The following is a 13088-nucleotide window of genomic DNA, read 5'->3' as shown; positions in this document are numbered from 1 at the left end:
GATGAGTCGAGATGCAGACAGCCAGGAGCTGGAGTGCCAGGATTCGAGTACAATCGTAGTTGACACGTCGTCGCTAAAGAGAGTATCTGCACGGCCGCCTATCAGCCAGTACATCACCGAGATCTGGCAGCGCCGCTACTTCCTGCACGCAGATGCAACCGCGAAGGCGTTTCGCACGCCGCGTGACGTCTGGATGGGCAAAGTCTGGCTTGTCATTTCACCGTTGATTGACGCGATGATGTACGCCGTAATTTTCGGCTTCATTATCCGTACGAGTAACGGTATTCAGAACTTCCCCGGATACGTGGTGCTTGGGGTAACGGTATTTCAGATCTTTCAGAAGTACATCACCGACGGTAATGACTTGGTGAAGAAGCAGCAGAACTTGATCAAGTCGTTCATGTTCCCGCGTGCAGCGCTGGTGCTTTCGCAGAGCTTGCGTCTGTTCTATTCGACGATGCTACCTGTCGGGGTCGCGACGGTTTTCACGTTGTTAACACAACTCAATGAGCCGCTGCATTGGACGATTATCTTTCTCGTTCCGCTTTTCTTCCTGGCGCATATTTTCGGCACAGGCATCATGTTCATCGTTGCGCGCGTCACAGCCTTTTACCCAGACGCAGAGATCATTTTCCGCTTGGGGCAGCGTTTTTGGTTCTACTGCTCGGGCGTGTTCTTCTCCGTTGAACGCTTTGTCCACCAACCAGTGCTGAAAGAGGTTATGGAAAACAACCCGGGGTACCAGTTCCTTATGGCAGCCCGTAACTGCGTCATGTACGGTCAAGTACCAGCAATGGACCTCTGGGGACCGATCATCATTTGGTCTTTTGCTACCTTTGCGGTCGGATTCCTTTTCTTCTGGAGGGCGGAAGAGCGCTATGCCACAGTCAAATAGCAATGACAGCGAGATGGTTCCTTCGATCGTGCTTCGGAACATCACTATGGACTACCCGGTGAAGTCTGAGGAAAAGCGTTTCGGCTGGGACACAGTTCGTGCGCTCGATGACATCAACCTTGTGCTGTATGAAGGCCAGTCAGTTGGTTTCTTCGGACAAAATGGGTCGGGGAAGTCAACGATGATGCGGATCATTGCCGGTGCCGAGAGGCCGACAACTGGTGATGTGCTAGTAAAATCCCAGCCGACGCTGATGGGAGTGCATGCCGCGTTGCAGCCACGTCTTTCTGGTGCAAAAAACATCCGTATAGGTTGCCTCGCTATGGGAATGACGCCTGAAGAATCTAAGGCTGCGTTCCCCGGGATTGTTGAACTCGCCGATATCGGTGACGCCATTGATCGCCCAATGAACACATATTCTTCAGGGCAGGGAGCACGATTGGGATTCTCGATTGGGCTAGCAACGAATCCGGAAATCCTAATCGTGGATGAGACGCTTTCTACCGGTGACGCAGCATTTGCTCAGCGAGCGGAAGCCAAGATGAAATCGCTTATCAATAGTGCTGGCACTGTGTTGCTTGTCTCGCATTCGCCAAAACAATTGGAGACAATGTGTGACCGGGGACTTTGGATTCATGAAGGTAGGATCATCGCGGATGGGGAAGTGGGTAAAATTGCGACAAATTACCGGCAGTGGGCAAACCTGAAAGGGGCCAATAAGCGAAAGGATGCTGAGAATTTAATAAAGCAAATAGAGACCGACTATCAATCTCCTAGTATCTGCCTTGAAACAAGCCGGTAGTTAGGACGTGGTTGCGGATTCGGCACTCACTTCTACATATAAGAAGATCGCGATGAGCAACTATCCCTTTCGGAGCGCCAGAGAAAACAACTTAGGAACTTAGGAGTGAAGCGGCTGCATTGTAACGAAGAACCTTCTGGCGTGATATCATGCGAGATGATTTAGTGATCGACTTAATCGTTGAAGGAAGAATGCTCGGATACCCATGCGGCGTGTTATAACCTACGGAACGTTTGATCTATTGCATTACGGCCACGTTGAGCTGCTGCACCGTGCGAAAGCACTTGGTGACTATTTGATAGTTGCGTTATCTACTGATGAGTTCAATAAACTTAAAGGTAAGCACTCGTACTTTTCCTACGAAAGGCGACGCCGAATGCTGGAAGCTATACGGTATGTTGACCTAGTTGTACCAGAACAAACATGGGGGCAAAAAGCTCGTGATGTAGAGAACCTTAAAGTTGACGTTTTCGTTATGGGAGATGACTGGTCAGGCAAATTTGATGCTGAGCTTGAGGGGAAGTGCGAGGTAATTTACCTGCCTCGTACTCCTGATATTTCAACTACTCAGATTAAGAGAGAATTGAACCGCGGTGGATAAATTGAGGTAGTAGTTTGAAACCCCTGGCGCCGCGGTGCATGCCACTGCAGTAGCTAATTGCTAGTGGTTAAAAATTTGGTGTGCAGAGGGGCGATGCCCCTTCCGTACAAGCAAGCTATTTGCAACGTAAGAGTGGATGGGGATAATCGAAGGGGTGCTATCGACTAGTAAGTTAACTTAGTCGCTATAGTCCAACGTGCTGGGTTAGGCACTCTATTGAAGAGGACAGTACTGGGAATACTTGTGGAAGTAAAGATAATCGAAGTCTAGGCGTTCATTATGTGTCCGCGGTGCAAACGACCTTCACGAAGACTTAAGGTTTAAAACTGATGGTGGGGACAGGTTGTAATTTAATAACTAATGAAAAGGTAACTCATGAATCAAGGATCGAGCATAGATGCGACGGCTTTAGGCAACTTGAAGGGTGAAAGTGCGCCTAAAATCACTCTAGCTACTCCAAATTCAGTCAGTCTTCCTGAAGGAGCGATTAGGCGAGCCGCCGCCCGCCCTCAGCACCTCCAAGACCCTACTTATGCGGAAAAATACGACGATAGCACCCTCTTCTATGACATAGTTTTAGTGGGAGAAGACGTTGTGTTGTCAGGGCCACCGCTTTTAAATTTGGAAGAGCATGTACGATCAGCAACTGTTACTATTGACGGAGAGGTTGCAATCTTCGAAAAGACCGAAGCCCTCGAGCGGTCACAGATTACAATCTTTTCGCTTCCTTCGCCGCCCGAAAACTCCACAGTTAGTTTTACGCTTCGTATTGAATCTTTAGGGCTCTTCGTAGAATCAGAAATAGACATCTCGAGCTATGAGATTCTTAAAGATTCGAAAGTTCTCATGACGCTGCAAAAGAATGAAGAGCTGGCGTGGATACGAGATTGGGCCCAGTTCTATGTTAAAAATCACGGCGTTAATGCAGTTATAATTTACGACAACGGGTCCGATAGGTATTCTCCTCAAGATATTGCGAAAGCCGTTGCGAGTATTGATGGAATTGGACATGTCGTTGTTGTTGATTGGGGTTTTAAATACGGTCCGCAAGGTAGTCCTTGGGTAGGGCCGGGCGTGGCTTGGGATTCCGACTTCTGTCAGATAGGCGCTTTTCAAAACTGTCGATACAAATGGACAACGAAAGCGGTAGGTTGGATCAATTGTGATGTGGACGAATTGATAGTGCCGCTGAAGAAACGAACAATTTTTGACGAACTTGAACACTCCTCATCTGGAGTTGTCGGTGTTGGAGGGCGGTGGATATCAAACATTGCTGTGGACCTCCAAGAGGGCCAGTTGCCGAGATACTGGAACTTTCCATACTTTACTGCGCAAGAATGCAACGCTAAGTGGGTAATGGCCAGTGACCGCGTGAAACCGTCAGCCCATCCCACAGCTCATTACGTTCGCGGCGTCGGAGAATGCAAGAGCAGTGATTTCATGCTTGCGCATTTTAAGCCTTTGAATTCGGGGTGGAAGATTCCGACGCGTAGGGAAGTGTCGCGGGAAGTTAGACGCAGTCCGCTGACAAGGGACGAATCACATCTATTAAAAGCTGTCCGCTACGCGTTTGAGGACGTAGGTGTGCAAGAGGCATCGGACCTTGCATTGACACGCTCGCTATCGACGGTTGGAATCAAGTATGACGCTTCGGATGCGCCTATGGTTAGTTGGTTGTTTAACGCTTTAAGAACTTCTTCCGAACTCCACAACGTATGGCACAAATGCTGGTTGTGGCGCTCTAAGGTTTTTGTGCTTGAGTACCCAGGAGAATCAAGTGACATTGCATTTGATATCGTACAGCGGGAATCGACGCTGGTCATGAGCTGCGGTGTCAGGAATAAAGCGGAAGCCGTCAGATTTAAGGAAAGTTTACAGTCTACATTTGGCGCTGAATTAGGCGCTCCAAAACCCTCCCAGTTAGGTTATGAAGTCTTAGAGCTAGGATGTAGCGAGAGATGGGATGACGCACTCGCGTTAGCCGAAAGAATTATCATGCAAGTCATGGAAATGGAGCCTTTGCAGGCTGGCGTTGTTTCATTACAGCGGAAGCTCAACAAGTGGCCACGTACTCGTTACCCCTTGAAGAATTTGCGGTCTGCGCCAGAGTATAAGGAGTTGGCTGACAAAATTAAAACACGATCCAATGGGGATTGGGTGCTCTACGTGCCAAACATGGGGAACTGGGAAGATGCTCTGATTCACAAGGGTACAGAGCAGTTCCTAAAGCACTTTGGTATTGACTTTAAGACGATTCAGTGGAAAGAGTTGCAACCTTACCTGAGAGAGTCGGAACGCCTAGGCTTAAGAGTGGGAGAAAAGGCTGTTTTAAATGGCGGTGGCGGGTCGTGGAGAGCCTCCACGTCAGGGAACAGGTCCAGAGCTCAAGCGATGGCTGGGGTGTTTGGCAACATAATCGAACTCCCTCATAGCTACGCTACTTCGATGATCGACCAGTCAGGGTGTGAAATCGATTATTTTGCCCGCGATAGGAGCGGCAGCCTAGAACACGTACCGTCAGCGTCATTTTGTCACGATATAGCGTTCTTTTTGCAACTGCCAAGCCTAACTAGGGTTGACGGAGCTTTGGGCGAGGGCTTCTTTTTCAGGGGAGATAAAGAGCGAAGCTCAGCTTTGGGTGACTTGTACAGAGGTACATTGGATCTCTCAAAATTTGGTAATCATATGGATTCCATTACACCATTTTTCGAGATTCTAAGCCGGTATTCATGTATCTATACAGACCGCATGCACATTGCAATTGCTGGTGCGATGATGGGAAAGGATGTACGGTTTTATATCGGGAATCATGGAGAATCTTTAGGAGTTTACGAAGCGACGTTGAAGACACATTACCCCAACGTCAAAATTATCGATTTAATCTGATGTGCAGAGTGACGCATCGCTTTATGTTTTGGTCGACACGACATCTCAGCAAGCAACCCTGAGGCGCATAATGGCCTACCGGATACTGTGCCTGTTAAGCGCGCCACAAGCTTGCTTGCTGCTTACTGCGACTGATGGATTAGTAAAGGCGTTGTGTGGACAATGCGACAACGAAGTGGGCTTCTGGCAACACTCCGCAACCTTCCCAAGCCCTACTGCCGGTATCCACACCAGCCGAGCGCTGGCATAGACAGGAAGGAGTGCGCCCAAGGAGGGTTGAGGCTACCACGCTTTAAGGGAAATCCAAGTAGTACGGATGATGTGTCCGTAAAAGAGGATGCTCGTTGTGAGTCAACAACGTAGACAATTCACGCCGGAGTAGCGATGTGAAGCAGCCAACCTCGTCATCGAGTCGGGCCGACCGATCTTACATGGGGCTAAAGAAATCGGCGTCGGCGCAAGCCTGTTAGGTAAGTGGGTCAAAAGTGAGCAGGAGGGTCGCGGCGCTCAGAGGGTGGCTAAGAAAGAAACAGCTGCCTGACCACCAGATAGTTACATTGCGCGTCCACGATTCGCGGGCAACCCCAGTTTGCTCGATCCAGTTCACGGTTCTCTCGCTGCAAACGTTTAAGTTCTTCTTCCATTGTTTCGCCATCCGGCCCTATGCGGCCATCTTGGGTGGAGGCGCTGTCGCGGTACCACGCCCGCAATGTGTGGCGAGATACACCGAGGAGCTCGCCGACCTGCTCGTAGGCCCGCTGCATTGAGTAGGACTCCAAACGGACCACTACGATGATCTGATAGACCGCCTTCACTTTAAACTCGACGGAATACTTCTGGGCATAGTGCCAAATCCTTCCTTACCTAAGGCAGCGACTCAACCCAGGGTGCTTTAGCGCGGCGCGAACAGATAGGAGGATTACATGCCGACGCTTGCGTGTGCTGCGGGGCCAGTTGTAGTACACCCATTCCGTTCGTTGTGGGGGTCGTATCAGCGGGGGATACTGTATGCGGCATCGACGTGAATCTCCTTGTGGCTTCTGGTTGCACTCAGCATGCCAGCAAGGGCAGGTATTCACCTGCTCAAGGAGATCGGACTATCATAAGTTACCAATAACAATAACCGAGTCGCGAGGCTGACCATTCCGGCTCGGTGAACATTACAAACCAAACGGACCAAATTGACTTATGAATTCACTAAAGGCTATCGGACGGAAGGCATATACGGCGCTAACCCAGCTGAAGCGAGGTAATGTCAATTATGTAGTCGCCAGAGCAGTCACACATCTTAATAAGTATTTCCACCACCCGTGGTTAACATTACCTTTTAACCTCCACCCACGCTCGCGCGTACAGCAAAATTTCGACCCCATGGCTGCACCTGCCTACATGTTTAATACTTCAAAACTAAGTTTTCCAAGAATTCGGGCGGCGGTAATCCTGGACGATTTCTCGCTACACTGCTGGCAACAAGAGTTTAATACTATTGTAATAACCGTCGATAATTGGAGACATCAGCTAGAACAAACGAATGTTGATTTTCTGTTCGTAGAGTCAGCCCATTCTGGAAACCACGGAGAATGGCGTGGAAAAATTAAAAGTACCGGATCACCAGACGCCGAGCTTGCGAGTGTCGTAGACTGGTGTAAGAACCGAGGTATCCCCACGGTCTTCTGGAACAAAGAAGATCCCGTCCATTTCGACGAGTTTCTCCAGACAGCCCTACTGTTCGATGTCATCTTCACCACCGACGCGAACATGATTCCGAAATATGAATCTTTCGTCAACAATGCCACCGTTGCGGTTATGCCCTTTGCAGCTCAACCTAAAATCCACAACCCCGCTAACAATTCTCCGACAATGCCAGGGATCCGAGACCCTCGCATTCGTCGGGGTGATATCGCTTTTGCAGGGACCTATTTCACAGAAAAATACGCTGAACGACGTCGGCAACTTGACGTCTTACTAAAAGGTGCCATAAAGGTAGCGCAGGACAATCGAGCTTCATTAACGATATTTTCCAGGCAAAATGAGCTGGATAAACGCTATAGATTTCCGTCTCACTTCAGAAGTTATGTCGTAGGTTCCCTAAGTCCTGACAGAATGCTTAGTGCCAATAAGGAACATAAAGTTTTTTTAAATGTAAATTCCGTGACCGATAGCGCAACAATGTGTGCGAGGAGACTGTTCGAGCTTCCCGCCTGCGGTGCAGCTGTCGTGTCTGCGTATTCCCCTGCAGTTTCAAACTTTTTTGCGGAAGATGAAATTTCTATAGCACGATCGGCTGAGGATGCGGCTGCGAAAATAAAGACTCTAGTTAATTCTCCAGAAGTTCGAGACCGGATGGTTCACAAGGCACAACGCACAATTTGGAATCGGCACTGCTACCACCACCGAGCGCAATTGCTCTTTGACGCTATAAAACTCCAAGACGATTCGGCAACTTTTTCACCTACAATTTCAGTGATCTGCTCCTCAAATCGGCCAAACAACATTGAGCATCTACTTTCGCAGTACTCGCGTCAGATCAACGTTGACCGTGAACTCGTCTTAATCACGCATGGCTACGAACTTGATGATTCAGAACGCGAGCGACTGTTCGAAGCGTATGGGATTTCTGCAAAGGAGGTAATCATAGATTCATCTCCGAAGGATGAGACATTGGGTGCATGCCTCAACAAAGCAGTTAGCTACGCACGCGGCCAATACATTGCTAAATTCGATGATGATGATATCTACTTGCCTCATTATTTAGAAGACATGAGGAACACAGCAGCATTCAGCGGTGCAGATCTTATCGGAAAGCAAGCCTGTTATGCCTACATACAACAGTATGATGCTTTGGTTCTCCGCAACCCAGAATGTGAGCATCTCTGGGGCAACTTTGTAGCCGGTCCTACTCTATTTGGGCCAATAGCTACCTTTAAGCAGACGCCATTCCAACCAAGAAATACAGGTGAAGACACAGCATTCATCAACACGGTAAAGAGGCGAGGTGGCAGTATATACTGCAGTGACCGATTTAATTTTATCCAGGTCAGAAGCTCAGGCCATACGTGGCGAATTTCAGATGAAGATTTCATTGCACAAGGGCAAGTGCGTACATTTGGATTACACGAAAAACATGTAATTGCATAGTTACTGGCTAACAGTTCGACTAGGCGAAACCTGTTGTACGCGATCAACATCCGCGTATCTATTTGCAGTTCTCTTCAGAGCTTGGTGGAGTGGATTCCGCAGTCCTCAGTATACGGGCTCGTGTCCCTTCACTCCGACTAATCGGGACTCTGTTGTCATTATTACGCAGACAACCATGCGTAGGCACTACATATCCAGCCGGATGCTAAGCAGATTGAGCGGTTAACAGGGGTGGTAAGTTTCCCAGGACGCTTCGGCGACCATGATTCTGAGCGGGCGGACATCCATTTGACACTGGTCGTTAGGGATGGAAAGTGACTGGCGTGTCAGTGATGGTCTGTGTTTTGCTGTTGACCGTCTGATAGGTCGTTTTGATGAAAGGACTGGGAATAATCAGGAGCCCGACAGTTCAAATGAGGACGAAAGTGCTAAGGTAATGAAAGACGAAAGCATCCGAATCGGATATTGAGAACGCAAAAGAGGCTTGCCGTCTTGCTTAATGTTGCCTATTAGCGTGTTCGCTTAACGTTTTGGTATGCAGTGGCAAAACTGTTGAATATTTGAGGACCTTGTATGAAACTTAGTACCAAAGTCGCACAAATCGCTCGTTCCGCAGGACTGGATCGCGTGGTAGACAATCCGCGCCTTCGTCAGATATTGGGGGCGGAGCTCTATGCCAAGCATCGTTCCGGCGCACCGTCTGCTGGTGGTACCGGTGAGAAGAAGCCAGCGATTGCCGAAAAGCGTTCAACAAAGAGCCCGCTGAGAACGGGACCATTGGTATCTGTCATTATTCCGGTCTATAACGTTCAGGAATATTTGGAAGAAGCGGTTTTGAGCGTCTTGAACCAGGACTATTCGAACGTTGAAGTGATTCTGGTGAATGACGGATCGGATGATGACTCGCCGATGATCTGTGAGCAGCTCAAAGATATGGATGACCGAATAACGGTTATTCATAAAGAGAATGCGGGTTTGGGAGCCGCCAGAAATACTGGTATCGAGAGGGCAAACGGCAAGTATCTCACATTTGTTGATTCAGATGACATCGTTACTCCAAGCGGCATCTCTATGATGGTTAAGTCATTGGAGAGATCGGGTTCGTTTTTTGTAGCAGGTTCGATTGAACGGTTTAACTCGACTCGCTCATGGACACCAGCATGGGTGGAAGAAGTTCATTTCAAAGACCAGCAGGGCGTTACAGCATCGGAACTTCCTCCAGCTCTGTATGACGTATTCGCCTGTAACAAGTTGTTTAGGGCTGATCAGTGGGACGAACTTGTAGGCAAGTTTCCTGAAGGGGTCCTATACGAGGACCAAGAGGCGACAGCGAAGCTTTACGCTGGTGGTATCAAGTTCGATCTCTTGGCCGAGGTCGTCTATAGGTGGCGACAGCGGGATGACAATAGCTCTATTACCCAAAATAAAGCGAATCTCTACGACCTTGAGCAGAGGGTGCATGTCGCAAAGTCGGTGGAAAAAATAGTTGAGGTGAGCCCGGATGAATCGCTTAAGAACTACTGGTTCACAAAGCTCCTTTCAGAGGACTTGTATTATTACTACCGAGAAGAGCCACGTACCGATTCGCAATTTGGTCGCTCTCTTCAAGCCGCCGTGCAATACTTTTACCCAAAGGCAGACCTCGGTGCGGTCCAGGCAATGCCTTACGACCGTCGTTTGATGGCGCTAGCACTGGCAAAGGGGACCATTGATGACTTTCGTGCAGTGCTACTTCATTTTCAAGAATTTGGACCCTACTGGGAAGATGAAATCGACGAAAATGGCAATGTAGTTGCTTACTCCAAGATTGAGGACGGCTTATCGTTTGAATTAACCAACGAGGAACGGATCATCAGTCCGTCGCTGTTGAAACTAGATTTTCGGGTCTTCGACCAGAAAATGAATGAAGATGGAACGGTATCGCTGGACGTTTGGTGTGCACTGAATTGTCTGCCGACAGTCTGGGGTGCCTCCCTGGTGTTGGAACCGTACCTTGCATCGAGCGACGGGGACGAATTGATTTCACTTGACCCAGAGCAGATTACTCGCGAAGAGTTAATTCCTTTTCTCCCAAATTGGTTTGTGGACCAGTCCGCGTCAGTAATCCGCATCAATCTCGATCCGGACTATTTAAAGTCAAAAATTGGACATCAGGTCGGACAGGAGATGATGCTGAAATGTCGTGTTAATACTGACGCCTTTTATGTGGAAAGTGAGAGAACGAAGTTTTCGCGATGGATGGGGTTGACCGCCCTGCAACCAGGTGAGCTCACTGGGAGTGGAGACCGAGTGGTCTTTGGTTCGAACTCGAACGGAATCAGCGTCAAAGTCGAGGAAGCCCGATTTATGGTCGCTGACGCAAAATTCGTTGATGGGCGGTTGAAGCTGGAGATTGACAATCTGAAGCAAGACGATAAGCATTGGAGACGATCCATTGAGGAATATGGCCTTCGCATTGAAGCGTCTCGGGGTGGGACTGTCTTAACCCAGGCTGAACTGGACATGGAAGGCGAAAAATGGGTTACAAACCTTCCACTTCCGTGGAAAGGGGGAGACAAAGCTAAAAACATCACCGCTTTCGACCTCAAAATAGTCAGCCACGACATGTATGTATCCCACCTGTCGCTGCCTAACCGTCTAAAGAATCAATACGCTAAGCCATTCTTCGGATTGACCGCGTCGCTCTGGGGATATGCTTCACTCGAAAAATACTCGCAGTTCGGCATTGTGGAGGGGTATTCGTTTGATGAAGGAAGAAACTCCCTGACTGTTGAGGGGAGGGCATTTTTCGATTTGGGGTTAGTCCGGCAGTCATCGCCGTCTTTCGCCTTGGTAAATTCTGCTGCAGGTAACATCTACCCGAGCAATTTCACGTTTAACGGCGAGACTGGCGCGTTCACTGTAAGTTTTCGGCTCGACCGCACGGATGCACGTGGGGCCCGCGTAGCCGTCCCGTCTGGATCGTATGTTTTCCAAATCCTCCAACCGACTGGCAAGAAATTGCCTGCGAGTGTTTGGCCCCGAATTGTTAAGGAAGAAATCCTTCGAGAGGTAACCATTTATGGCGAATTAAGTCGCGTCATCGTATCTCCTACGCCTTCTGCGCATGGCATGAACGTGCGTATCGCACCACTGTTACTTCCTGATAGTCAAGGCAGGATCAAGCAATATCGCTTGCAAAGTAAGTACATGACTGAGGGGAGCCGAAACCTTGTTGAGGCTGTCTTATTCGAGAGCTTTGGAGGGTCGGCCGTCACAGACTCGTGCTTAGCTTTAGACCGTGAGATAGGACGAAATCGCCCTGATCTCGTTCGATACTGGACGGTAAAGGATCAATCCATTGCGGTGCCAAAGGGAGCAGTTCCTTTGGTCCAATATAGCAGTAAGTGGTGGGAAATACTTTCGACTGCAAAGTACCTGGTAAATAATAATAATTTCCCTTCTGCATTCCGTAAGGCTTCGAACCAGGTTTATCTGCAAACCTGGCATGGTACGCCGCTGAAACGCATCGGAAATGACGTGCCGTCACAAAACCTTAGTCTTGTGTATAGGCAGTTAATGGTACGAGAGGCGGCGTATTGGGACTATTTCCTGGCTCAATCCCCTTGGGCCGGGCGTACGATGAGTAAGGCGTTCGGTTACGAGGGTGACGTGATTGATATCGGATATCCTCGGAATTCCTCGTTGTTCGGCAAGGTTGCCAAAGAATCTCGACAGATTACTCGTGAGTTTTTTGAGATAGAGGAAAACCAAACTGTCATCTTATATGCTCCGACATGGCGAGATAACAAAAAAACCTCGTCTGGCCATTACGAAAAGGTGTCATATTTGGATTTTGGTGCATTACAAAAAAGGTTTGGCTCCGACGTGGTCGTCTTGGCGAGAGGCCACGTCAACACGAGCAAATCCAATAAGGTGTTGGCTGGCTCTAATGTTATTGACGTGACGAAGTATCCGGATCTCAATGACTTGATTAACGCATCAGACTTGATGGTCGGCGATTACTCGTCTGTTATGTTCGATTATGTCAACACTGGTAAACCTATATTGTTCCTGGTTCCCGACTTGGAACAATACAGCAGCAAAACGCGAGGTTTTTATTTTAATTTTGTAGACTCAGCTCCTGGACCGTTATGTGAATCCACGTCTCAACTCATCGATGCTTTAAGCAATCTCGACGATGTGAAGGCTCGATACGCAACTGCATATCACAGTTATAGAGCAAAGTTTGCGCCAAATGACTCTGAGAGCACAGCTAAAGAGGTGTACGACTTGGTTTTTAATGCAGACCGGAATTAAAACCCAAGTGAAAGTAAATATAAGCGGAGCCTCGAGGTGGTGGGCGGCAGGCATAAGCCGTCCACCACTCGTATTCCCCCGTAATCGGGGAGGCGCGTAGCGGCTTTTGCGGCGGCCGCGTGAGGCGATGAATCCACGATCTGCTTGTTGAAGGACGTAGCAGATGGTATCGATACTATACCGATCTTTGCACGTCGATATTGGAGACTATTTGGTCTTAAGAGTGGTGGAGTTTTGCTGCGAAAAGCCGAAGTTGTCTTGAGTATCTCGTTTGCTCGTTGCGGTCCGTGGTCTTCGGTGTACAGAAGCTTGAGCTCTTATTTTTATGTTTCGGCATCTAGTCACGCTGTGGCCTCGCTCCCATACTTTGGCGCTGTCGTGACACGAGTAGGAACTCGCCGATCTTCTCGTAGCGCCGTTGCAGTGGGCAAGATTCCAACCGGACCGTCTCTATGACCCGATGGACC

At 48.8% G+C, this 13088-nt stretch carries 6 protein-coding genes and 1 pseudogene; 6 read left to right on the top strand and 1 reads right to left on the bottom strand.

Going from position 1 to position 13088, the window contains the following annotated elements; translation table 11 throughout:
* The first annotated feature begins 1 nt into the window (after position 1).
* From BQ4436_RS01745 to BQ4436_RS01730, 4 genes are all read left to right on the top strand, one after another.
* A complete protein-coding gene (locus BQ4436_RS01745; protein ID WP_070975303.1) occupies positions 2 to 895 on the top strand; it encodes an ABC transporter permease in 894 nt (297 codons plus the stop codon).
* Positions 879 to 1697 (top strand): ABC transporter ATP-binding protein, encoded by an 819-nt coding sequence (locus tag BQ4436_RS01740; RefSeq protein ID WP_070975302.1) that lies wholly within the window; start codon positions 879 to 881, stop codon positions 1695 to 1697. The genes BQ4436_RS01745 and BQ4436_RS01740 overlap by 17 nt, the downstream gene beginning before the upstream one ends.
* 205 nt (positions 1698 to 1902) lie before the next feature.
* Positions 1903 to 2298, top strand: a complete 396-nt coding sequence (tagD, locus tag BQ4436_RS01735; RefSeq protein WP_070975301.1) for a glycerol-3-phosphate cytidylyltransferase — start codon at positions 1903 to 1905, stop codon at positions 2296 to 2298.
* 375 nt (positions 2299 to 2673) lie between these two features.
* A complete protein-coding gene (locus tag BQ4436_RS01730; protein WP_070975300.1) occupies positions 2674 to 5184 on the top strand; it encodes a glycosyltransferase family protein in 2511 nt (836 codons plus the stop codon).
* 587 nt (positions 5185 to 5771) lie between these two features.
* On the opposite strand, the pseudogene BQ4436_RS11460 reads toward BQ4436_RS01730, so the two are convergent.
* Positions 5772 to 6038: pseudogene (locus BQ4436_RS11460) on the bottom strand (transposase); the annotation flags it as partial.
* 517 nt (positions 6039 to 6555) lie between these two features.
* Between BQ4436_RS11460 and BQ4436_RS11455 the strand changes: the two are divergent.
* Positions 6556 to 8322 carry a glycosyltransferase family protein gene (locus tag BQ4436_RS11455; protein ID WP_176754787.1) on the top strand — a complete coding sequence of 589 codons (1767 nt, stop codon included), beginning with the start codon at positions 6556 to 6558 and terminating at the stop codon, positions 8320 to 8322.
* Positions 8323 to 8895: 573 nt separating this feature from the next.
* Positions 8896 to 12621 carry a bifunctional glycosyltransferase/CDP-glycerol:glycerophosphate glycerophosphotransferase gene (locus BQ4436_RS01720; RefSeq protein ID WP_083329383.1) on the top strand — a complete coding sequence of 1242 codons (3726 nt, stop codon included), beginning with the start codon at positions 8896 to 8898 and terminating at the stop codon, positions 12619 to 12621.
* The last annotated feature ends 467 nt before the right edge of the window (positions 12622 to 13088 follow it).

Origin of the sequence: Corynebacterium sp. MC3 (assembly GCF_900099485.1) — a bacterium.
In the GTDB taxonomy this organism is placed as follows: domain Bacteria; phylum Actinomycetota; class Actinomycetes; order Mycobacteriales; family Mycobacteriaceae; genus Corynebacterium; species Corynebacterium pseudogenitalium.
The sequence above is the reverse complement of the archived record's forward strand: the minus strand, read 5'-3'. Positions and strand labels throughout refer to the sequence as shown.

Excerpts from the sequence above, each read along its gene's own strand:
- BQ4436_RS01745 (WP_070975303.1), top strand. The coding sequence starts at position 2 with ATGAGTCGAGATGCAGACAGCCAGGAGCTGGAGTGCCAGGATTCGAGT.
- BQ4436_RS01740 (WP_070975302.1), top strand. The coding sequence starts at position 879 with ATGCCACAGTCAAATAGCAATGACAGCGAGATGGTTCCTTCGATCGTG.
- tagD (WP_070975301.1), top strand. The coding sequence starts at position 1,903 with ATGCGGCGTGTTATAACCTACGGAACGTTTGATCTATTGCATTACGGC.
- BQ4436_RS01730 (WP_070975300.1), top strand. The coding sequence starts at position 2,674 with ATGAATCAAGGATCGAGCATAGATGCGACGGCTTTAGGCAACTTGAAG.
- BQ4436_RS11455 (WP_176754787.1), top strand. The coding sequence starts at position 6,556 with ATGGCTGCACCTGCCTACATGTTTAATACTTCAAAACTAAGTTTTCCA.
- BQ4436_RS01720 (WP_083329383.1), top strand. The coding sequence starts at position 8,896 with ATGAAACTTAGTACCAAAGTCGCACAAATCGCTCGTTCCGCAGGACTG.